Source organism: Paenibacillus sp. 1_12, assembly GCF_900114475.1.
Taxonomy (GTDB): domain Bacteria; phylum Bacillota; class Bacilli; order Paenibacillales; family NBRC-103111; genus Paenibacillus_S.
On record NZ_FOTE01000006.1, the window covers coordinates 45,029 to 68,519 of the forward strand.

Annotated in this window: 20 protein-coding genes and 1 other annotated feature; of the genes, 3 read left to right on the top strand and 17 right to left on the bottom strand. The window is 46.2% G+C overall.

The window, feature by feature from the left end:
* The first annotated feature begins 87 nt into the window (after positions 1–87).
* The gene (locus BM210_RS14855) at positions 88–1,395 is read left to right on the top strand and encodes a PASTA domain-containing protein (RefSeq protein ID WP_091169550.1); all 1,308 of its coding nucleotides are present in this window, start codon (positions 88–90) and stop codon (positions 1,393–1,395) included.
* A 50-nt stretch (positions 1,396–1,445) separates the two neighbouring features.
* Here BM210_RS14855 and BM210_RS14860 read toward each other — a convergent pair whose 3' ends face one another.
* The 11 genes from BM210_RS14860 to BM210_RS34830 all read right to left on the bottom strand — a co-directional run bounded on the left by BM210_RS14860 (position 1,446) and on the right by BM210_RS34830 (position 16,204).
* Positions 1,446–2,813, bottom strand: a complete 1,368-nt coding sequence (locus BM210_RS14860; protein ID WP_091169553.1) for a cytochrome P450 — start codon at positions 2,811–2,813, stop codon at positions 1,446–1,448.
* Complete coding sequence (gene hisA, locus BM210_RS14865) at positions 2,785–3,543, bottom strand: phosphoribosylformimino-5-aminoimidazole carboxamide ribotide isomerase (RefSeq protein ID WP_091169555.1); 759 nt, start codon at positions 3,541–3,543, stop codon at positions 2,785–2,787. The genes BM210_RS14860 and hisA overlap by 29 nt, the downstream gene beginning before the upstream one ends.
* A 74-nt stretch (positions 3,544–3,617) precedes the next feature.
* Entirely contained in the window at positions 3,618–4,121 is a 504-nt protein-coding gene (locus BM210_RS14870) for a DUF1572 family protein (RefSeq protein ID WP_091169557.1), read from the bottom strand.
* 405 nt (positions 4,122–4,526) lie between these two features.
* Positions 4,527–6,476 (bottom strand): YjhG/YagF family D-xylonate dehydratase, encoded by a 1,950-nt coding sequence (locus BM210_RS14875; protein WP_091170264.1) that lies wholly within the window; start codon positions 6,474–6,476, stop codon positions 4,527–4,529.
* A 111-nt stretch (positions 6,477–6,587) separates the two neighbouring features.
* Positions 6,588–8,054: an alpha-ketoglutaric semialdehyde dehydrogenase GucD gene (gene gucD / locus BM210_RS14880; RefSeq protein ID WP_091169559.1), complete on the bottom strand. Its 1,467-nt coding sequence runs from the start codon at positions 8,052–8,054 to the stop codon at positions 6,588–6,590.
* Between the two features lie 60 nt (positions 8,055–8,114).
* Positions 8,115–8,996 (bottom strand): fumarylacetoacetate hydrolase family protein, encoded by an 882-nt coding sequence (locus BM210_RS14885; protein WP_091169560.1) that lies wholly within the window; start codon positions 8,994–8,996, stop codon positions 8,115–8,117.
* 128 nt (positions 8,997–9,124) lie between these two features.
* Positions 9,125–9,883: an IclR family transcriptional regulator gene (locus BM210_RS14890; RefSeq protein ID WP_091169563.1), complete on the bottom strand. Its 759-nt coding sequence runs from the start codon at positions 9,881–9,883 to the stop codon at positions 9,125–9,127.
* Positions 9,884–10,202: 319 nt separating this feature from the next.
* Positions 10,203–12,083 (bottom strand): arginine--tRNA ligase, encoded by a 1,881-nt coding sequence (locus BM210_RS14895; RefSeq protein ID WP_091169566.1) that lies wholly within the window; start codon positions 12,081–12,083, stop codon positions 10,203–10,205.
* A 52-nt stretch (positions 12,084–12,135) separates the two neighbouring features.
* Positions 12,136–12,360: a binding site (T-box leader), on the bottom strand.
* 114 nt (positions 12,361–12,474) lie between these two features.
* Positions 12,475–14,919 (bottom strand): S9 family peptidase, encoded by a 2,445-nt coding sequence (locus tag BM210_RS14900; protein ID WP_091169568.1) that lies wholly within the window; start codon positions 14,917–14,919, stop codon positions 12,475–12,477.
* Between the two features lie 207 nt (positions 14,920–15,126).
* Positions 15,127–15,813 carry a cupin domain-containing protein gene (locus BM210_RS14905; RefSeq protein WP_091169570.1) on the bottom strand — a complete coding sequence of 229 codons (687 nt, stop codon included), beginning with the start codon at positions 15,811–15,813 and terminating at the stop codon, positions 15,127–15,129.
* A 214-nt stretch (positions 15,814–16,027) separates the two neighbouring features.
* Complete coding sequence (locus BM210_RS34830) at positions 16,028–16,204, bottom strand: hypothetical protein (protein WP_177237830.1); 177 nt, start codon at positions 16,202–16,204, stop codon at positions 16,028–16,030.
* A 240-nt stretch (positions 16,205–16,444) separates the two neighbouring features.
* Between BM210_RS34830 and BM210_RS14910 the strand changes: the two genes are divergently transcribed.
* Positions 16,445–17,227, top strand: coding sequence for an SDR family NAD(P)-dependent oxidoreductase (locus BM210_RS14910; RefSeq protein ID WP_091169573.1), 783 nt, complete (start codon positions 16,445–16,447; stop codon positions 17,225–17,227).
* An 87-nt stretch (positions 17,228–17,314) separates the two neighbouring features.
* Here the strand turns inward: BM210_RS14910 and BM210_RS14915 are convergent, their stop codons facing one another.
* Positions 17,315–17,563, bottom strand: coding sequence for a YolD-like family protein (locus tag BM210_RS14915; protein ID WP_091169575.1), 249 nt, complete (start codon positions 17,561–17,563; stop codon positions 17,315–17,317).
* Between the two features lie 310 nt (positions 17,564–17,873).
* On the opposite strand from BM210_RS14915, the gene BM210_RS14920 reads away from it, so the two are divergent.
* Positions 17,874–18,242 carry a DUF948 domain-containing protein gene (locus BM210_RS14920; protein WP_177237831.1) on the top strand — a complete coding sequence of 123 codons (369 nt, stop codon included), beginning with the start codon at positions 17,874–17,876 and terminating at the stop codon, positions 18,240–18,242.
* Positions 18,243–18,293: 51 nt separating this feature from the next.
* Here the strand turns inward: BM210_RS14920 and BM210_RS14925 are convergent, their stop codons facing one another.
* The 5 genes from BM210_RS14925 to BM210_RS14945 all read right to left on the bottom strand — a co-directional run bounded on the left by BM210_RS14925 (position 18,294) and on the right by BM210_RS14945 (position 23,363).
* Entirely contained in the window at positions 18,294–18,908 is a 615-nt protein-coding gene (locus BM210_RS14925) for an ABC transporter ATP-binding protein (protein ID WP_091169580.1), read from the bottom strand.
* On the bottom strand, positions 18,898–19,830 hold the full coding sequence (locus BM210_RS14930; protein WP_091169583.1) for an ABC transporter ATP-binding protein: 933 nt from the start codon (positions 19,828–19,830) through the stop codon (positions 18,898–18,900). The genes BM210_RS14925 and BM210_RS14930 overlap by 11 nt, the downstream gene beginning before the upstream one ends.
* Before the next feature lie 61 nt (positions 19,831–19,891).
* Positions 19,892–20,755 carry an ABC transporter permease gene (locus tag BM210_RS14935; RefSeq protein WP_091169586.1) on the bottom strand — a complete coding sequence of 288 codons (864 nt, stop codon included), beginning with the start codon at positions 20,753–20,755 and terminating at the stop codon, positions 19,892–19,894.
* Positions 20,752–21,771: an ABC transporter permease gene (locus tag BM210_RS14940; RefSeq protein WP_091169588.1), complete on the bottom strand. Its 1,020-nt coding sequence runs from the start codon at positions 21,769–21,771 to the stop codon at positions 20,752–20,754. Before BM210_RS14940 ends, BM210_RS14935 begins: the two co-directional genes overlap by 4 nt.
* Positions 21,759–23,363 carry an ABC transporter substrate-binding protein gene (locus BM210_RS14945; RefSeq protein WP_091170267.1) on the bottom strand — a complete coding sequence of 535 codons (1,605 nt, stop codon included), beginning with the start codon at positions 23,361–23,363 and terminating at the stop codon, positions 21,759–21,761. Before BM210_RS14945 ends, BM210_RS14940 begins: the two co-directional genes overlap by 13 nt.
* Between the last annotated feature and the right edge of the window lie 128 nt (positions 23,364–23,491).

The window sequence follows — 23,491 nt, forward strand, 5'->3', positions numbered from 1 at the left end:
TATTATTACTACTAAATAAACCTCAAGGTACAAAATCATTCACAAAATAGAGATTGCTTACGAATATTGTGAATAGCAGGAGGCGCTATGATGGATACCCATACCTATAAACGTTATAACAAAGAAGAACAACTACAAAAACAATCCTTAGGGATCTTATATAAAGGCCATGATTCTATTCTGAATCGTGATGTGATGCTCTATATTACGGAGTTTGATGAAAACGAAGGACCGCGGCTGGAAGTGATGCAATCGATCAAGGATGGATCACAGCTGCCGGAGGATCGCTTTATGCATGTATGGGATATTGAACTCGATTCGCATTCCATTATGATTGTGCTAAAGCCTGAGCTTGGCTATTTTTTGGAACAGGAGCTTGAGACTCATTCCCTAACTGTGTACGAAATACTTATCCTCATTCGCAGACTGGGCCAAAACATCCTTGAAGCGGCTAAAGATGGAATCTCGGGCTTTTCGGTTCATGCAAACAACATCTGGATGCAGGGCGATAATCAGCCTATTATCATTAACTATTGGAGTAATGAGGATTCACAAAGGAGTGAAGCTCCCGGACTGGGACGTTTGCTGTATCAGCTGGTCGCAAAAACTCATATTATTCCCGTTGATGTGAATGCTATGGGTTTGCTGATGACGGATGCTTTAGGCAAAATGACTGATGATGAAAAAGATCCCATTGTGAGGTGGATGCGATTCGCATTGCTGAACAGTAAAAGCTTTACTCAGCTGCTGAAAGGCCTTGATCAAATTCTGCTAACATATCCGGATCATGAGGATATTGAACGCACCCTTATTGAAAAAAAACTGATCGCTCCTGTCCCTCCGGTTCAAGCTTCAGTGGAAAAAGTGGAGAACAAGGCTCAATCGACTCAACAGCAAATTCAAAGCCATTCATTTCAGGATACCATCATTATTCGACCAAAACCTGATCAGCACCAGCATAAAGTTGATTCTGAGGATACGGAGGTAGTCAAGCGTAGTGGAAATAAAAAGAAATGGATCCTTGCAGGTTTCATTATCCTGGTTCTTCTGATTGGAGAAATGCTAACCGTGCATTTGCTAAGAAAACCCGATCAGACGTCTAATCAAACGGTGGTCGAAAAACCAGCCGTTCAGAATCCGACTCCGCAACTGACCACTCCAACCCCTGCGCCAGTAGCTCCAAAGCCGGTCAAAGATGAGGATATCGTGGTAGTTCCAAATTTAAAGGATATGCCGTTAAAAGAAGCAGAAGCACTGCTCCTTGCAAACAATTTACGTTATGCATTTTTTATGGAGGCTAATGAAGCCTCAGCAGGTAAAGTCATGAGGCAAGATCCTCCGGCGAATGAAAAAGTGGAAAAAGGGACTGAGATCACTTTTTACGTGGGAAAATAAGAAATAGCAATAGCAAGCAAGGTTAGGCTAGAAATGCCTGATTTGCTTTGCTATTGCTTGAAAGGCTTCATGGTGAGTCCGCCTTTGATACGAAGTGATACGAGTGGCTCTGGCTGAACCGGTCGTGAATCTGTCCGACGAAAACGAAATCTTTTACCTACTGCTGCCAGAATCAGTGTTGCTTCCATCATGGCAAAGTTAGATCCGATGCAGCTTCGCGAGCCTCCGCCAAACGGGAAATAAGCAAATCGCGGCCAAACACCTGCTCCTTCAGCAAATCGTTCAGGACGAAAAGAAAGCGGATCCTCGAATGTATTCCCATTTCGATGAATGGAATAAGGACTGATCAGAAAAGAGCTTTGTGGCTTAAAGGTTTCACCGAGCATCGTCACCTCACGCTCGACTTCCCTTAATATGGTCCATGCAGGCGGGTACAGACGAAGTGCCTCTTGAATGATTTGGTTGGTGTAGGTGAGCCTTCGATAGGTCTCCATTGCTGAACCCTCGGTCAGCTCGACATTCTCCAGCTCCTTGTGGAATTTGGCCTCCACCTCTGGATTCTCTCCCAGCGCATACCAGATCCATGTAAGCAAATTTGCGGTAGTCTCATGTCCGGCCAGCAGCATGGTCATCATTTGATCGCGTATTTCTTTTGTCGGAATTCCCTCACCATTCGTATCTCGAGTATCCATCAGCAGTCCAAGCAAGCTTAATTGATAGGGCTCCGGATGTATCTTGGCATCGTTGATAACCTCGTAGACCATCGATTCCAGTGTACGAATGGCCCTTCGATGCACCATATTCCCTGGAGTCGGCATACCTAGCGGCATAATAAATGGTGAAAATAAAGTTCGGGCAGAGCGCTCTATCGTATCATTCACCGCTGCAGCCAGCTCTGACTTACGTTCCTCCAGATCGGTGGCAAACATCGACCGGGCTATCACGGTCAACGTAAGCTGCATCATGGTATCACTGATTGAAATGGTTTGTCCTGCTATCAATCGGTTAGCGAACGCTTCTGCTTCACTGAGTACGATTTGGGCATAAGACTGAATCCGTTCCTTGTAAAAAACAGGCTGCATATACTGACGCTGCTTTTGATGGCGCTCATGCTCGGAGGTTAGGAGCCCATCCCCTATCGTTCTGCTAAGCACAGAAGAAGAACGTCCTTTAACAAAAAAGGCGTCCTTGCTGACAAGAATTTCATGAACAAATTCCGGAGAGTTCACGATAAAGGCTGGCCGTTTGCGTCCGTTGCCCAAGTAAACCATATCGCCATCATGGAGAACATTCACCAGCAGACCGAGTGGATCCTGTTGAAACGCCATAAACACCTGCAGACGGGACTTATCGATTTCTGTGATTCTGCTTATGGTCGTCGCCTCCTTACTATGCCTTGCCGCAATAAGCAACAACATCCTTGTATGGCAAGCTTCCACCAAAAATGTCCAACGCGCTGCCTACGGTAATATCCATATTCCCATGAACTATGGAACCGAACAGTTCCAAATCTTCCATAGAACGTGCTCCACCTGCATATGTTGTGGGAATCGTCACCCAATCAGCCAAATGACGGACAAGGCTCTCATGAATTCCAGTACGTTTACCTTCCACATCAACGGCGTGGACAAGAAATTCATCGCAATAGCTTTCCAGCTCACGAATATTAGCGTGGTTGACTTCAAAGCTGCTGAACGTTTTCCACTGGTTCGTTACCACATACCAAACTCCGTCTTTGGCTTTGCAGCTTAAATCAATTACGAGTCGTTCCTTGCCTACAGCTTCTACTATACGACGCAAATTATGCATATCCAGCTCGCCATCTCGGAAAATGTAAGAGGTCACAATAACATGCGAAGCGCCCTGCTCCAGATAGGAAACTGCGTTATCCGCTGTGATGCCGCCACCAATCTGCAAGCCTCCCGGATATGTGCGAAGTGCTTGAGTAGCCGCTTGTTCATTACCGCTGCCGAGCATGATCACATGCCCGCCACGCAGCTGATCCTGCTTGAACATGGCCGCGTAGTGGGCGGAATCGTACTCGGAAACAAAGTTCTCTACAACATCATGGTTAGCTGCACTTAAGGTTTCGCCTACAATTTGTTTGACCTTACCTTGGTGCAAATCGATACATGGTCGAAATTTCAATATGGTTACCTACCTTCTCTATCTGATCATACGGTTACTATTGATGATACGGAAAAAACGAATGATCATTATCATTATGTCCGTGATGTTTTCTTGGGATTACTGAGCTGCTGCCACTCTGTATTCTTGATCTGCTTGCCGATATACACGATTTGTCCTACATGATAACCATAATGCTGAAGCTGTTTCGTTACGGTTTCAATCACAGTAAGTGACTCTCCGCGAATCGTTATGGTCCGCAGCAAGTCTTCTTCCTTCAATTCGTTTAATGTCTCAAACATAGTCTCCCAGCCTGAATGCCAAGCTTCTAGAAGCGCTTCACGTGAAGCATAACCTCCCTCAAATTCGGCATCCCGATCTCGGCTCTGCTTCTCCCCGTCTGTGGTAAGAAAATCAGTCCAGCGCGAAAGCATATGGCCATTCAGGTGTTTGACGATAATGGCTATTGAATTCGATTCCGTGCTTGGTTGCATGTGCAGTTCCGCATAGGATAGTTGCATCAACGTTTTATGGCCCAATTTCTCCGTGCTCTTATAGGTATCAATAGAGGTTTGCAAAAATATACTGCCTATACTCATGGCTTCATCTCCTAAAATCCTTACTTCCCTATCTATCCTATCATACTATGTCAGGCCGAATCTATATAAGATGAACTAAACATCATGACAGCAAAGAGTCGCTGCGAAAGCAGACCCCTCTTCCAATCGCTGTTGCAGCCAGATTCTTTCGATTCTTAGCCCCATAGGGGTAAGAATCCGTCTGCAAAGGCGAACACTTCGTTTCTCCAGGAGGGTCCACTTTCTCCGCTCGGGCTGTGTGTTTTTTTAGTTCATCTTATATATAAACTACAGTAATAAAAAAACCGGAGATTGCCACAGCCACGACCAAGAACGATTCGTATCGTCTTGATCCCAGCTCGGATCTCCGGATTATTCTGTATAAGTACCTATTCACACATCAAAATGGCCCTATGCGTTAACACCTTACCAGCCCAGGGACTTCTTCCCTGCTTCCAAAGCTGTCACAATTCGCTCCACGTCATAAATACTTCCCCGCCAAGTGCCACCGCTGACCGCTTGCAGCGCGGCCCATAATCGGGTATCGTCCGGCAGCTTGGCATCGGGGGCGAGATCTGGATGCGGGTCACGAGCTTGAAGAATCAGAGCCCCTTCTTCTGGCGTGACGAGATCATCACCGTGACCGATAAAATGAACGCTGCCTTCGAGGGTATCGCGGTTCACTACGATATCAATCGTATCTCCATTACGCAGCTTGCCAATCGGACCGCCAGCAAGTGCCTCAGGTCCGACATGACCAATACAAGCACCTGTGGATACTCCTGAGAAACGGGCATCCGTAATAAGCGATACGTATTTGCCAAAGGGCAGATGTTTCAAAGCTGACGTTAATTGGTACGTTTCTTCCATACCGGTTCCAGAAGGACCACGGCCAATCAGCACCATAATATCTCCTGCTGCTATACCACCGTTTTTAATCGCAAAGATCGCTTCGCGCTCAGAGGTATACACCTTAGCTTGACCACGGTGACGATAGACACCATCCGCACCAACAACCGATGCATCAATAGCTGTTGATTTAATAACTGAACCTTCTGGAGCCAGATTCCCCATCGGAAAGGTGACAGTTGAAGTAAGTCCTCTTCGTTTGGATTGCTCTGGTGTCATGATCACATCATCCGCATCAATGCCATCGGATTCTAGAAGCAGCTTCTTTAGCACCTGCCTGCGTTCGCTCGTTTCCCACCAATCGAGAATGGTTGACAGCTTTTCTCCTGTTACCGTCATCACATCCACATCTAATACGCCAAGACGTCTTAGATGCAGCATAACCTCTGGCACACCGCCAGCCAGAAACACACGTACGGTCGGATGATAATCTGGTCCGTTCGGCAGCACACTGACTAGGCGTGGAACTGATTTATTGATCTGAATCCAATCCTGAACGGTAGGCACAGGTAATCCCGCCGCATGAGCGATTGCCGGAATATGCAGCAGCAGATTTGTCGATCCGCCAAAAGCAGCATGAACTGCCATCGCGTTGCGGATAGCCGATTCCGTCAAAATATCCTTCATCTTGATGCCCTTAGCTTCCATAGCCATCATGGCGCGCGCCGATTGACGGGACATTTCTTTCCATATCGGCTGACCGGAAGGAGACAATGCAGCATGCGGAATAGTCATGCCTAGCGCTTCGGCTACGACCTGTGCAGTTGCTGCCGTACCGAGAAACTGACAGCCACCCCCTGGAGTTGCGCAGGCGCGACAGCCCAAATCAGCTGCATCCTCAAGTGACAGCTCCCCATTTGCATAGCGGGCGCCTATCGTCTGAATCTTGCCTGCATCCTCGCCGTTAGTTGGAGGAAGCGTCACGCCTCCTGGAACAACAATACATGGCAGATCATGAATTCCGGCAAGCGCCATCATCATGGCTGGCAGCCCTTTATCACAGGTAGCCACACCAATTACACCCCTGCGGGTAGGTAAGGAGCGGACCAACCGCCGAAAAACGATAGCCGCATCATTCCGGTATGGCAGCGAATCAAACATTCCAGTCGTTCCCTGGGAACGACCATCGCAAGGATCGCTCACATAGCCTGCAAAAGGAAGACCGCCGTTGTCGGCGATCTCATTGGCTGCTGCTTCCATAAGAAGCCCTATTTCCCAATGACCAGTATGGTATCCCAGAGCCACAGGCGTTCCGTCATCCTTACGGATACCTCCTTGCGTGCTCAACAGCAGAAACTGCTTGCCGCCAAGACGAGACGGTTTCCAGCCCATTCCTACATTTTGCGAAAGCCCGAATAAATCACCGCTCGGTGAATTCAACAGCATTTCCTTTGTTAAAGGCAGCGAGCCCTCAGGACCGGAGGCATGCGTATGAATTTCATAAATTTGCGAATTGTCGGTGCCCATAATCTGATTTAACTGCTCACTCAATGTAGAAACCTTCTTTCCTGACGTTATGTGCAGTATAGATAACCTATCGTATGCATCTTTATAATGAAAGACATAATGGCAGAACGATCAGGATTTTAAGAATACGGTTTTTATAGCAGTGAAAAATTCTATAGCCGCTTGACCCTGCTCACGCGAGTGTGAGCTTGATTGCTTCATGCCACCGAATGGTGCTTGCAGCTCAACTCCCGCTGTTTCAGCATTGATTCTTACCAAGCCTGCATCCATATCCTGAATAAAGGCCAAAATATTGCTAATGTTTTGTGTATAAATCGAAGCACTGAGTCCATAATCAGAGTCATTTGCCAGTGCAATCGCTTCTTCCATCGTGTCCACCTGAATTAATGCGAGAAGCGGTCCAAAAACCTCCTCACGGGCAATCGCCATATCCGGAGTCACTTTATCAAATACGGTAGGCTGTATATAAAATCCATCTGCTAAATCCGCTTGCTCGGGACGCGCGCCTCCAACAAGCAGCTCGGCACCTTCGGCAATACCTTTTTCGATATAAGAAACAACGGTTTTCAACTGGTTTTCATTCGCGCAAGGTCCTAGCCAGGTACCCTGCTCCAAGCCATGACCTACCTTCAAATCTCTAACCTTGTTAACGAGCTTATCTTTGAACGCTTCGTAGACCGCACTCATCACAATAACCCGCGAAGTCGCTGTGCATTTTTGTCCAGTTGATTTGATACCGCCGCTAATTGTCCCATCTACTGCCAAATCGAGATTCGCATCGTCCGCGATAATGACCGGATTTTTCCCGCCCATTTCGAGCTGATATTTGGCACCTCTCGCCAAAGCTGCTTGACCGACGCTTTTACCTACCTGGTTGGAGCCAGTAAACGTAATTCCATTGACATCTTTATGCTCAGCCAAGCCCTGACCAATGACGGAGCCACTGCCTGTAATTAAATTGATAACGCCTGCCGGAAGGCCTGCCTCGGCAAAACATTCAACGACTTTTGCTGCAGTAACTGCTGTTTCTGTCGCAGGCTTGAGAACAACTGTATTTCCGTAAATCAAAGCAGGTGCCATTTTCCAGATCGGAATCGCAACAGGGAAATTCCAAGGGGAAATGACGCCAACGACACCAAGAGGAACACGGGTTGTGAACATGAGGGCTTCGCTGTCTGTAGAAGGAATCACATCGCCGATTTTACGCATGCCTTCTCCAGCATAGTATCGCAGAATCGCCACACCGCGAGCGGTTTCACCTTTGGCTTCCGGCAAAGTTTTACCCATTTCTCTGGTCATGGATTCAGCAACCTCGTCCAAACGACGCTCCAATATGTTGGCAGCTTTGAATAAATAATCACCTCTTGCCGCACCGGAGAGCTTTTTCCATGCTTTAGCCGCGGCTTTCGCTGCAGCTACAGTTTCATTCAAATCCTCTGCTGACGAGGATTGGACATAACCTACCACTTCATGGCGGTTCGCCGGGTTGATGCTCGGAATGGTTTTCCCTGAAACCGCTGCTTTCCATTCACCATTGATATAATTCAAATAGGTTTGTTCACCTGTAAATACTCCCATTGTTATTCCTCCTCAGATTTCAATATGTTGGTCTAAATGATCCTGTGAAATTATTATTTATTAGTTCGCACTTTTAACTGGATTGATCAATGTCCCAATGCCGGAAATTTCGATGACGATACGATCCCCATTAGCAAGTGTGAATTCATTGGGTGGTACAATGCAAGTTCCGGTCAATAATACCGTCCCGTCAAAAACCTCGTTATCTCTCACGAGAAAGGATACAAGCTCCTCTAATTTCCTTTTTAGCTGTCCTGTGCTTGCTGTACCTTCCACAACCTTCTCCCCGTTTCGGTAAATCGAACTGGTGATCTGGAACTGGTAAGGATCAGCAACAGCTTCTGCCAGCAGTATAGCCGGTCCAATCGAGCAAGAACGCTTCCACATCTTAGCCTGCGGCAAATACAACGGATTCTCACCCTCGATATCCCTGCAGCTCATGTCGTTACCGATGGTGTAGCCCAATATTGTACCAGCGCTGTCTAATACAAGTCCAAGCTCCGGCTCCGGTACTTGCCACTCAGAATCACTGCGGAGCTGTACATAATCCTCTGGGCCCACCGTACGTGCAGCCGTTGATTTGAAGAAAATCTCCGGACGCACGGCATCATACACTTTGTCATAAAAGGTAGATGCGTCCATTTTGCCGCCTGTTGCTTCATAATTACGCGCTTCCCGACTCCGTTCATAAGTGACACCTGCAGCCCATACCTCAGGTGCTACAACAGGAACTAGAAGCTCAAGCTGCTCAAGCTGCTCTGTTATAGGGGATTTACCCGAAACAAGCGCTTGCAAAAACTCCAAAACCGACTTCCCTGCTTCCTTTGCTTCGTTAACTAAGGAGATAAAATCAGATTGCTCCAGATTGTAAACCGAACCTTGTTCATTCACGGCTGCAAGCTGTGGCACGGATTGTGCATTCGTATATCGGATAATTCTCATGGATAAGTCCCTCTTCTCTTGAATAATTAGTTTTTGTTAACTAAAAAACGATTTTGTTTGACATTATAAAACAACGTTCTCGATTTTAATTCGAAATAAAATGCCTAATTAGGCATTTATGAACTTCTTTAGGGACGATAACCCAATAGCTTGGAGATCGTCTCTGTTTCCTGCAGCAGCAGATCAATCAATTGTGAAAATTGGGTATCATCTACGGCAGATAACAGCGTGGATACGCTCATAGCTGCTGCCACTTGACCATTATGATCATAGATCGGAGCAGCTGCACAGCGTACGCCAGGCTCGTTCTCCTGATCGTCAACCGCATAGCCTTGTCTTTGGATCTTGGATAGCTCTGTAAGAAATGCTTCCTTATTCGTGATAGTCAAAGATGTCTGAACGATATAGCTGTAATTTTTTAACAACAACTCGATCTCTTCTGGTTTACGAAAAGCGGTTAAAGCTTTGCCAACGGCACTGCTGTGGAGTGGCACTCTGCGGCCTATTCGTGAATAACGGATCGCTGCCTTCTGACCTTCAACCTTGTCAATGTAAACGCCTTCCTTGCCATCCAAAATAACAAGATGCGTTGTTTGTCCGGTTTGATCGGTAAAAGCGGCAAGATGCTTGCGTGCTATAGATCGAATGTCAAGCCGCTGCAGCAAGAGCTGACCCTTTTCCAGCAATCGCATGCCGAGCCGATACTTGCCCGATTCCGCATCCTGTTCGATATAGCCGTGTAACTGTAAAGTTTTCAGCAGCGAATGCACCGTACTTTTGTGTAGGTCCATACGGGTGCTGATCTCGGTGATCTTCAACTCAGTCGTGTACTCATCGAACAAGTCAAGAATGTTTAAAGCACGGTCCAGGGATTGAATAATTGGCATGGCTACTCCTTGCGATTCAACCAAGTGTTTTATAATGTAGTACAGTGGTTGATATTATGCGATATATTTATCATAAACAATATTTTGTTTTCTTTCAAGCTTTTTTAAAAGTTCGATGAATAAGTCACACTGCGCGGCCAAATATCCTTCCGGGATTATGTTAACGAAGCCAGTTTGCTTATGCAAACTCTCAGCTGTTGAAGTCGTGAAATTGGAGGAGAATTAAAAGTTTATTCACGACTTCATAGGCAAGTGCTTGTGCTTCTCCAGGATATCATTTGGCCACTCCATTTTTTCACCGGACTTATAAACAACGATTTCACATCCGCTTTGGTGTGGGTAAACCAAGGATTTGTAAGGCTTGATGCAAGGTATCTTTAAAGCGCTGGGTAAGCCATAGGCGAAGCTCACGCTGCATCTCAGGTGCTTTCATTATTGGACAAGCGCTATAAAAGTTGTTAAACGTTGATGCCAGCTCAAAAGCATAGCTGCATATCAAATTAGGGGCGAGCTGATCGATCGATTGTTGCTGGGTTTCGGGCCAGTAGGCAAGCTGTCTGAATAAAAGCTGCTCCTGCGGTTCCAGCTTTGTTAAGCTCAAGGCGTTGGGTTGTAACGGAAATCCGTTAGGCAGCAGTTGAGCTTGAGCCGCCTTATCCACAATGCTGTTGGCTCTTGCGTAAGAATATAAAAGATAGACTCCCGAGTTTCCGGATACCTCCGTAGCCTGCTGCAAATCAAAGACAACTTCGGTCTGCAGATGGTATTTTAACAAATAATAACGAATCGCGGCTGCCGCTATCGATCTGCTCGACAAACCTTGTTTTCTTTTGCGCTTCGAATGAATGATGTGCTCCATTTGATCCAGCAGGTCGGCTACTTTGATCCCAATTCCTTGACGGCCTGACATCGCATAAGAGCTTTTGCCGTCCGAAGTATCCACTCCCAGGTAAGCAGCCGTTTCCGGACTTAACGATACAACACCATAGCTTACATGCTTTAATTGCTCAGCTTGCTTCGTATATCCGAGCACTTCAAGTGCCAGCTTCACCATTGCTTGTGGATATTGCTGTCGCTGATCAATGACGTTGATCACGGTATCCGCTCGGCCAAATCTCTTCCTGACACCCTTCGGATGTGTTGTCCATACATGCGCTGCGAATTTGGTGTAGGTAAAATCCTTTTCAAGAATTCCAAATTTCCACAAATGGTAGGCAATATCCTTGGCCGTGTACGTTAAAATCCCGTTCGATCTGACCAACACTTTATCTGCCTGATAATCAGCATCCCCAGCTGCTCCCGTCCATTCCTCGGATTGCTTAAGTACCCAACAGCCGCTCAGCTTCCCATCGGTGACTTTACGGAATACATCCGTCTGCTGAAGTAATTCAAACGTCGATGCCCAAAAGCCTTCTCTCACGATATTGCTTTCCCAAACCAGCACATCATATCCAATGCCAAACTGCTTCATTTCATCCAGCTGTTCGCGAACGATACGCTCTGCAACCAAAGAACCGATCCAGGCCATATTGGAATGACCCTCTTCCAGCTCTTGTAGCACTTGAACGCGCGCTTCCTGCAGCACAGGATTCACCTTATAGGCTTGATTGATCCGAGCGTACGTATCCCAGCAGTAATCCCCAAAGCGTGCATGAGATTGCTCGGCAGATGTATTTAGAATCCCCACCACCGTATCCGCTAATTGATTGCCAAGATCATCAATGTAATTATGAACCTCAACCTCATGTCCTACGTATCTGAGCATGCGAGCCAACGCATCTCCGATACAAGAGTTTCTTAAATGGCCGATATGAGCCGATTTGTTGGGATTGATGGAAGTGTGCTCGATGAGTACTTTCGACCCGGTACCCTTCGGTGTCTCGAATTGGCTGGATGCCCAAACTGCCCAGTTCAGATGAAAATTCAAAAAGCCGGGTGCTGCCACTTGGATCTGTGTAAAAAGACCGTCCATCCTCTCTTGTTGTTCCAGCCTTTGCTTAAGCTCTGCAGCAATATGCAATGGGGATCTGCGTAAGGTCTTAGCCAGTATCATGGCTATGTTTGTGCTATATTCGCCATGCTCAGGGTGCGTTGGATGTTCAATTTGGATATTCAGCGCAGACGTGAGTTGAATCCCTTGTTCAGCCAGCATTTCAAGTACAAGCTGTTCAATTTCAGAGCACAATACCGTGTTGATCATAGCTTATTCCTCCTTTATTGTGATTAAAATACAAAAAGCCCCCGTCTCTAAAATAAGAGACGAGAGCTAACGCTTCCCGTGGTACCACTCTAAGTACTAGACCTCTACTAGGGCTAGTCACTCTGCTGATAACGGCAGTTACCGGATCCTCCTACTTGCTGTGTTCGGAGAACCATTTCCCGAGTCCGCTTCATTCCAGTCATCCGTACCGGATCTCACCTTTTCCGGCTCACTGTGACTCTTTGTCTGGAACTACTGTCTCGTTCATTAATATTGGGATATCATTTTTCACAATTGTGATAAGAAATTATTGCTGTTAGATTGGATTATACATACTTATACAGGAAGGCAGGCGTAATGTCAAGCCATAATAAGACTACGATTATTTGATTTACTTATTCAAGTGATTATCGAGAAATTTTAATAATGCCTGGTAAAAGTCAACACGATTCTCGTACTTCTGATAACCGTGACCTTCATCGTTTTTGATCATATAAGGCGCATCAATATTACGCTGGCGCAGCGCCATCACAATCTGATCCGACTCAGCTTTTTTTACCCGTGGATCGTTGACACCCTGAGCAAACATGATTGGGGTTCTAATCTGGTCGGCATGCAGCAGTGGGGATCTGTCCTCCATCAGCGCTTTATCCAACTGAGGATCACCGATCCGCTTGTACATTATTTGACGGTCCGGTTCCCAATAGGACGGCATTGTATTCAGTAATGTGAACAAGCTAGATGGCCCCATGTAATCGATCCCTGCTGCATACAAGTCCGGCGTAAAAGTTACACCTGCCAATGCTGCGTAACCTCCGTAAGACGCCCCATAGATCGCGATCCGCTTCGGATCTGCATAACCTTGCTGTGTCAACCAGTTTACTCCGTCGGTAATATCATCCTGCATAGCCTTGCCCCATTGCTTGTCCCCAGCTAACTTGAATTCTTTACCGTAGCCTGTTGAGCCGCGAAAATTCATCTGCAGGACGCCGTAACCGCGATTTGCTAACAGCTGTACTTCACTATCGTATCCCCATGAGTCACGTGCCAACGGCCCTCCATGCGGAAGAATAACAAAGGGTAACTGGGAGTTTCCGGTTTTGGGTAATGTCAGATAGCCATTAATAGTCAATCCATCGCGTGCTTTATAAGAAATTGGCTGCATTTCAGCCATTTGACTTTCTTTAATCCATGGCTTGCTCTCCGCGATTTTTTCCAGCGTATCTTTCTTGCGATCATAAGAATAATAGGCACCCGGAGATATATCGCTGTAGGTTCTCAGCAGCACTTTCGTTTCCGGCAATGGGTCACCAATAATCTTGAATGCTTGGTTGGTTAGCTTTTTCCAAATCGCTTCATTTAGCTTCTCAAATTCCTTGTCCAGATAGTCATAGTAGATTCGATCCGTCTCATATTCAACTGCCAATACCGCTTCCTTTTTGTAGGAAAATACAATATTGGTCACATCAGCTCTCGGGTTTTCATATATCGTTTCGCCCATAGCTTTGGTAACCAGGTTGTATTTGACCACGGCAAGCTTATCCCTGCCAATATTAGATAGAGCAAGCAATTTTTTGTTATCATAGGAGAACATGAATGGAATAAATGAATCTCCGTAACTTATTGTTAAAATTGGCTCAAAAGGCTTAGAGGCTGAAGCTCTATATAGCATTTTGGTGTTAATGCCATCTGTAGCCATGGCCAGCTTGACTTCCCCATACAGGTCTGTAAGCCAACTGGTCACATTGCCAGGATTTTCGGCGACAATCTCTATCGAACCTGTTTTGACATTCAATCGGTACACATCAAAATACTGCGAAGACCTTTTATTCATTGTGATTAAAATATCATTCTCATGACCTTTTAAGTAGGATAACGACTCCATATATTCGGCTCTTACCTGATCAAACGGTGTCAAGTCCTTTTCTTCCGTTCCATCTGAATTTACTACATGAATGTGATTATCTTCGGTCCCATACAGATCTGTTATGTATAAAATTTTATCATTGCTAAACCACATAAAGCCGATAATATCGCGATTCGTCAAGTTGGTAATTCGGGTTGGTGATGCTTCATCCCCCGATTTTTGCACATAGATGTGTGTTTGATTGTTAGTTGTCCTTAGAAAACCCATCTTATTGCCGTCGGGAGATGGTTTAAAACCGGATTGCTCGGAGCCTCGCAGAAAATCATCCAGAGGTAATTCTTTGTCTTTCAATGTGACCGTAGAGATAGCTCTGCTAAGAAACAGCACAAGCTGTGCTCTGGTTACTTTGTTCTTCGGCATGTACTCAAGCTGCTCAGTAATAAAGTGTTGTTTCAATCTGACTACATCGACAAAGTGGCTATCCCCAATGGCCTTTTCATCCTTGAACCATATGTTCATGTTATTATCCTTAAGCTTAAAAGCGCGGGCCAGCAAGCTTGCCATTTGCTCACGGGTTAAAGGCTCTTCTGGACTAAAGCGGCCTTGATCGCCTTGTACAATATCTTTTTCTTTCAATGCATTGACTGCTTGCGCATAAGGACTGGAAGCGGGTACATCCGTAAATCCGTTCAAGCTGGCCGGTTGGCTAAGATTTAAAGCTTTACTGAGCCAAACGGCAGTGACACCTCGTGTTATTTCCTGATCCGGTTGAAACAAACCTTGCGTGTTTCCTTCAATGATTCCTTTTTCCGTAAGCATGGCAATCTCTTTACTAGCATAATGCTCGGAGGGTACATCCTTGTAAATCGTTAGCGCCGCATCCACATGACCGCTTAATGCACCTAAAAAAATCATTAGACAAGCTGTAACCATAAAAACAGATAAAAATGTAGCCAGTGGACGTTTCATACCATACCCCTCTTATCAAGAAACATATTTGAAATCCTGTTTATTATATTAAATATTTCATATTTTTGGTATATTTTTCTATCAATTTGTCATACAGCATTTGACAACTACCGAGGTGCCCAAATAGCCTTAACCCCTCAAAGTTTTCAAGGATTAAGGTATGGGCTTCCCGCTTGTTTTTGCTTATTACTGTAAAACTTAATAATCTTAATAGTGTTGGTTAGGATAGGGCTGTGAGTTATAAAATTGCTGGCGAGGACTTTGATAGCCGATTGGGTTATGCACCTCGCTTGGATGCGTCTGATAAGGATTGGCTGGATAATATTGTGGAGTGCCCGTCATATTCCCATGAACCTGATGTGGCCTGCAATCACTTGGGGGGCCAATAAATAAGGATTTACTGATGGGAGCAAGTGTTTGTTTAACTGCAGCTTCATTCAGACAGTAGGTATGTGCGAGTACGTTTGGTGGCGTTAATCTGAGAAGGTCAGAACCCAGAATTACTTCAGGAACTGGAGCATCAAAGATAGCTAACAAATGAGTGTTATCAACAGATGCAATCTCATAATGCCACCAGCCTTGTGGTACATTTGCAACCTGACCAGGTGTAATCGGAAAATGAAGAAGCTCATTGGTGAACGGATTGATCAAGGAAACAACCGCTGCTCCCGAGATACAATAAACAAGCTCCGCTGCATTTTGATGATAGTGAGGCTCTATAACATTGCCGGTGCTGAGAAAGATATCTAACAGTGAAGTGTTCTCTAATGTATTCAACTGCTCATTAGATAACATATTGATATAATTGCGAGCATCTTTTTTATACAGCAAATTATTATTTAAGTCATAACTGAATTGTACGGATGGGGACTTGTAATCCATATATAAAGTCATGCCAAGCTCCTGCCCTTCTCTTGTTAGGTATTGAATATCCTTATGAGGTTAAGGTATGCAGGTGCCTATAGGTAAGTGCGGAATGATATCAATGACTGAATGGAGAAGTACGTCTAAGCCATATCTTTCTAAGTACAAACCTATTTAAAAAAAGCCAGCAGTCCATCTAAATCAAGTAGGGAAGCCGGCTTCTATATATGGGTTATGGTTTTGTTTAATCCCAACATTTAGGGATTGTTTTCACCTTATTAGTTCGTTGTAATAAACGCTGCAGTCTGCTTTTCTTTTTCTTATCAGCCAGCATTTTTTTTGCTGCTTGCATCATAATGACTTCCCTGAATTCGTTATTCCGCTGCATCCCTTTAAGCTCTTCAAAAAAAGTAGGTCTCATTGCGGTTCCCTCCTGTTGTGCTGTTTCCATGTTAACGAGAACACTTGTTCCCTTTCCGAATTATACACATAAATTTGCATTTAATCAATGACAATCAACAAAAAAAACAGTCCCATCCCTATATCAACAAATGCTGATGTCTTTATAGATTTAACCAACATTGACAAGTATTTAGCTTGCGTGCTACTTTTTATGAGAGATTATACTTGCTCAAATATGTAAGTACCGGAGGTAACGATCATGGATTTAGGTTTGACCGGAAAAGTAGCGCTCATTACAGGAGGCAGTAAGGGAATCGGACTCGGAACTGCGTTGGCTCTAGCCGCTGAGGGAGCGCGTATAGCGATTTGTGCGCGTAATGAGGACGATTTGCGTACAGCCGCACAACAGATTGTCGAAAAAACCGGTGCAGAGGTGTTCTATATTCAAGCGGACATTACATCAGAAGAGGACTGCAAAAAAGCTGTTCAAGAAACCGTAGATCGGTTTGGCAGCTTGGATATTCTGGTGAATAATGCTGGAACGTCTGCAGCGCGTCCTTTTGAAGAGGTAGATGCAGAAGCCTGGGCTTATGATCTGGATTTAAAATTGTTCGGTGCCATTCATTGCTCCAAAGCAGCCATTCCCCATATGCGAAAAACGGGAAAAGGCGCGATTCTCAACATCTCAACCTCATCAGCCAAGACGCCTGCCGCTTCATCTTTACCGACTACAGTGAGCCGTGCTGCCGGGATGGCTCTAACCAAAGCAATGAGTAAGGATTTGGCCTCCGCCAATATTCGGGTGAATACCGTCTGCATCGGGCTGATTCGCAGCGATCAAATTGAAAAGGGCTGGAAAAAACAGCACCCTGAGCTGACTTGGGAGCAATATTCACATAATCCGAGTCATCAAATTCCGCTCGGTCGTATTGGCGAAACAGAAGAAGCTGCAAGAGTTATCACATTCCTAGTCTCCGATGCCGCATCTTATGTAACGGGAACATCGGTCAATGTGGATGGCGGCAAAGGCGCTGCACTTTAAGCTATTCCATCAATTACATCTCAAATAGCAAAAACCTTCCATAACCGTACGAAACGGAAGGAAGGTTTTTTTAGCTGGGCTTACGGTTCAATATCGGGGGTAATCCAACCTCATAACATCCAGAAAAGGAATCCATTTGAAGCTATCCTCCAGATCGACCCGTATTTGACGCTTTCTGGGGTCCAACTCTACAATAATCCCAACTACAGGTTCTTCTACGCCCCAGACGGTCAGCATGACCTGCTCCTTGTTATCCTTGGCCTCCACAATCTGGTTTCCCAGATCCTCGAGCTCGAACTCATCGCGGGTCGGTCTTTTTTGCTTTGCTTTTGCCACCACTCACATCTCCTCATAGCCCTACAGCCCTAATCACTCTATATTACAGAACACGAACTATGTTATCAATGTTAATTTTTTATTAATGGGACATGCTGGGCTTTCATAGTCTAATGCTCGCAAGATAATTGGATGGATTCGCTCCAGCACATCGTAATAGGCATGTATTCGTTATGCTCAAAAGGGTACTGCCATGAGCCGCAATCTCTCTAATGCGAAAGCACTCCTACCTTCGAATAATTAAGATTGTCAGGACATAGGATAGAGTAAAAGGAATTGGACTATGGACTGCAAAGAGAGGAGCATGGATATGGCTATAGATATTAGCGTGGTTGCGGCAAGTGTGGCTTTTGTGACTCTGGTCTTCTATCTGATTCGTATTTTGCAAAAAGGTATGACTTCACTAGACGAAACCAACCGGACCTTGGCTGAGGTCAGGACGGCTGCCCACGATCTAACAGGAGAGGCCAAGCAGCTCATTCACACGGCCAACCAAATTTCTCGGGATGTCAAAGGTAAAATAAAAACGGTAGAGCCCTTGTTGGAATCCGCCCATGATATGGGGGAAGCTCTGCAAAGTGTAACCCATTCCGTTAAACAGGCTGCCGCAGTATTAGGAAACGAGCTGACACCCAAAAGTCAGGCTGCCAGCAACAAAGTTCAAATCAAAGTTAGATAGGACGAATCAAATACAGATAAGGAATCCGGTGCATAAGTGAACAAGCTCTGCTTATTCACCGGATCTTCCTTCATGCCAATGAACAACGCGAGTGCAAAGCCTCTGAATCAGGCTCGGCTCATGACTGATCATTAGGATACCCAGATTGCGACGATCGACAATGTCCATCACAGTGTGCCAGATTTGCGCCTGTGTGATTGCATCAAGCATCGTGGTCATCTCATCTGCGATCAAAAACCGCGTCTGTGGTCCCAAGGCTCTTGCCACACAAAACCGCTGCAATTCCCCACCGGAAAGCTCATTAGGCCAACGGTCCAGCCACTCCTCCTCAATGCCGAGCATTTGCAAAAATGCCGGGTCAGGCTGCCAGCCTTCGTTGATCGTCTGACGCATGCGCCAACGCGGATTGACTGCTCTCTCCGGATGTTGGAACACCAGCTGAACCGGTTGAACACCGCTATCCACAAGTGCATTCCCGTCACAGGTGATACTCCCGGTCTGCGGTTTATCATAACCGGCAAGCATACGGGCTAGCGTAGTTTTGCCACTACCGCTAGGTCCGACAAGACCGACCACTTCGCCCTGTTTGATTTGAATGTTGGCCTCCTTAACAACCCACGGTCCGCGTCCATATCGAAACCCGAGATTTTTCCCTTCAAGAAGCATGAATGCACCTCACTAACCCACCGCGAATATGACGTGTTTCCGGACGTTCACGCTTGCATTCATCCGATGCATAATCACACCTGGGAGCAAACAGGCAGCCTGTAGGCAACGACCCCGCAAGCGGTTGTGAACCGTGAATCCGCTTAAATTCATTTTGTGGCAGTGACTTCCATAGCGCCTGTGTATAGGGATGTCTAAGATGCTCTCCGCCTCCGCTGAAATCCGCTGCAAGAGCAATCTCCATGATCGTTCCAGCGTACAATACCGCCACTTTGTCCGCTATCTGCAAAGCCGATTCGATATCATGCGTAATTAAAAGAATACCGCAGCCTTCGTCTGCAAGCTCTCTCAACTGGCGCAGCGTTTCCTGGGCGACATCCTGGTGAAGCCCTGGTGTCGGCTCGTCTGCGACGATTAATCGGGCACCGCTTAACACGGCTGTGGAAAGCAGCACCCGTCGCGCCATCCCACCAGAGAGCTGGAACGGATATAGTTGTTCCACATCGTCCGCTAATTGGTAGCGTGCGAATACTTTTTTTTGTGCCTCTAATGACTCGTGTGACTCATGGCCCTGCACGGATGAACGCACCTGTGCGCCAACCCTCATCAGCGGATCGAGATAGTTGACTGACTGAGGAACCAATGCGATTTCTTTTCCCCGTAAAGCCGCCTGCTTGGCAGCATCCAGTCGCTCGCCGTTATAGCGCATAGTACCCGTCACACTCGCATTTCCAGGTAGAATACCCATGATCGCATGAGCGAGCAAGCTTTTGCCAGAACCGCTGGAACCGACAACCGCAACGATCTCCCCTTCTCCAATCGAAAGCTGAAGTCCATGGATCACTTCGGTCGTGCGCTGACGCAAAATGCTGGTATAGCGGGTAAAAGAAATGCTTAATTGGTCAATCTCAAGTAATGCCATACGTACAACCTCCTGAAAGTTTTCGAAAGCATAATTCTTATTTCCCCTCACGGATTTCTGCTTAGTCCTGTGATTGACGAGGGTCGACAAGCATTCGTAATTGCTCCCCTACCCTATCAAATGAACGTACAACCAGCAGTAAACAGATTCCCGGGAAAAAGGCCAGCCACCACATGCCCGTCGACAAATAACGCATGGATTCCGATAAAATGATGCCAATAGCTGGCTGATGCGGCGATAGGCCCAATCCGATAAATGTAACTGCAGCTTCATGCAAAATAGCATGAGGGAACAGCAGCAATAACCCAACGAGCAGCTGCGGCAGCAAATGAGGAAAGATATGACGGGACGCTACCCATAATCGGGACTTGCCAAGCTTACGTGAGATCAGTACATACTCGGCCGACCGCAGCTGTAGAACCTCTGCACGAATAATACGCGCAAGGCTTGGCCAATGTGTGAAGGCAATCCCGATAATAATCCCCTTCATACCTCCGCCGAACACGAAGGCAATCAGAATAAGCGAGACCAAATGCGGTACGCTCAAAAACAAATCAATCAGCCAGGAAACGATCGCATCCGCGGTTCGTCCCAAAGCAGCCGTCAGCCCAAGTGCTGCCGCGATTAAACAGCTGCATGCGGATGCAATAAAGCCTACCTGGATACTCATGCCAAGCCCCATTACCGTACGCGAGAACATATCTCTTCCCAACCAGTCCGTGCCAAACAGGTGAGCGAGTGATGGAGACAGGTTTCTATTTTCCAAATGAGTATCTAAAACGGTCGTATCAATGAGATAGCCGCTAAGCCAGGCAGCCAAAATAAATAAAGAGACAAGTCCACTGAAAATAAACGAACGTTTTCTGCGATTCATACGTAAGTGTATAGGCGAGGGGGACGACGTATTACTCCATGAACGACTCATCGGCTCCCCCCTGCAGCCAGTCTTGGATCTACTAGCCGATAGATCAAATCCGCTGCCGCATTCCCGGTAAATACGAACAAAGAGCTGCACAGCACCATACCCAATAGCAGCGGAACATCGCCACGCAAGCCTGCTTCAACGGTTGCTTGTCCCAAGCCGGGATAAGCAAATACCTGTTCCGCCAGAACAGCACCCCCAAACAACTCGCTAAAAGAAGTAAACTGCAAGGAAATGGCTGGCAGCGCGACATTTCGCAGTCCATGTCTCCAAAATAACCGAAAGCCCGATTCCCCTCTTGCTCTTGCAAACAGCACATAATCGCTCGTTAACACATCAATTAGCTTCTGACGCGTATGCAGTGCGATATTGGAAATGCCAACCACACTTAAGGTCAAAGCAGGTAAAATCATATGCTGTGCCCTGTCAGCGAACGTAACCTCGCCCGCCAACACGCCTGCAGGAACACCCAAACCAACAGGAAACCATCCCAGCCAAACGGCAAAAATAATTAATAACAGCAAACCTAACCAAAAAGTGGGTGTAGACGCCAATGTATAACAGTACCACTTGATCAGCTTGTCTATCCACTTATCCTTATGCATAGCGGCTACGGTACCCGCCACGAATCCGATCACACCTGACAACAGCCAGGATACCCCCATGAGTGCAACAGAGTTCATAAACCGTTCCCCGATGACCTCAGCAACAGGAATACGGTGAATCATCGACGTCCCCAAATCACCATGCAGCAGTGCCGATCCCCAGCGCCGGAACCGCTCCAACGGAGGTTTATCCAAGCCCCAGTATTCAGCGATCAGCAAGCGCTGCTCAGGACTTACCTTCATCGCATCCGCACCCACATAAGCCTGTATGGGATCAATAGGCGATTGCTCGACAAGCCAAAACGAGATCACACTCACAGCGAATAAAAGAGATAGCAGCCGAATAGCCTTCCGTCCCCAGTATGCCGCCGTGCTGTTCTGCAGAATCCACCCTTGCTTCTCTATTCCTTCCATCTCCAATCTTCGATGTTATCAGTCACAGGCCAACCATGTCCATGCGGGTGAATCTTTTGCTTGCCGATATCGAGTTTATCCTTTACCAGGTACAAATGATCAACGTTGACGAGCCATGCCCACGATGCATCTCCCTTAGCACTTGAGCCTGTTTTACCATCCCACTGCGATTTTTTCCAGTTATCCCAAGCGGATTCCTCCGTTCTTGCCAGCATCGCTTTATTCATCCATTCGTCAACAGTCGGGTTGCTGTAATAGCCTGTATTGTAATAATCAGCGCCTTTATATTTACTGCTGTATAAATTATACATTTCCAGCGGATCACGACTGCCCCAGCCGAACATCACCGCGTTCGAATACATCATTTTTCCAATGTCATCCCAGCTTTTACCCTCTACATTGATCTTGATGCCGATAGGCTTGATCATATCAGCGGCTGCAAGAGCAAGCGATTGGCGAGAAACATCACCTGAAGGATAGACCATTGAAAACTGTGCCTTCATGCCCTCCTTTTCGACAATACCATCTCCATCGGTATCCTTCCAACCACCTTCTGCTAACAGCTTCTTGGCCTCGTTCACATTGGCATCAGCGAATACGGTTTCCGGGTTCCACCAAGGTAAACCATCATTCACCGTATAAGCGGGAGAACCATAGCCTTCGAGTACCCCTGTCACGAGTGCTTTTCTGTCCAGGGCGACATTAATGGCTTTACGAATGGATAGATCTGCCGTTACATCGTTTCCAACCGGAATATCTTCCTTCGTCTTTTGACCGGATTTTACATATGGAAACATAATCCCGCGGTTATCTACGGTTTTCAGAGCTTCGAGACGCATACCATCTACCTTTTGCTTGCTGAAAGCCGACGGGATATACGACACATCCACCTTCCCTGCCTTTGCAGCCGCAAACGAAGCATCTTCATTTAAAAACAAAAACGTAATTTTTTTGAAAAATGGTTTCTTCCCGTAATACTCAGGGTTCGCCTCAACAATGACCTGCTGCCCTTTATCCCATTGAACCAGCTTGAAAGGACCTGAGCCTACAGGATGGCTTGCATAATCCTTGCCGTATGCATGCTTCGGTACAATTCCCGTAGTAACGAGCAGACTAATAAAAGTCGATTGTGGTTCTTTAAGCTTAAAGTTCACAGTAGCTTCGTCTGTTGCCTTTACACTTTCCATGTTCGTTAAATCAATGGCTGTACCGTTTTTGGCAGCTGTTTCAAAAGTAAATTGAACGTCATCAGCGGTTAACGGCTTGCCATCAGAAAATTTAGTATCCTTACGCAGCTTCACGGTCCATGTTTTACCGTCAGTGCTAATTTCATATCCAGTAGCCAGATCGTTCTCAATCTTCATTTCACTATTTCTATTAAACAGTGTGCTTTGGAACAATGGAGATCCATATCGCCCCCAGCCAATCGTAGGATCGAATCCGCCTTCCGGCTCCGCACCAACGGAGAGGATAAGCTGATCTTTAACATTACTTGTCGATTCGGCCGTCTTTTCCTTCGTATTGGACGTACAACCGGTTACCATTATGCAGCCTGCCAGCAGTACTGTCCCTAACCATTTACTTGTCTTCATTTTCAATTCAAACACTCCTTGATCATTAGGTTCATTTTATGTATCGTGTTACGAACTTTGTAAATTGTAACACAACTTTTGAATAAGGGCACTCTTTTTTAGGTTAAAGCTTACATTAGCTCACGTTG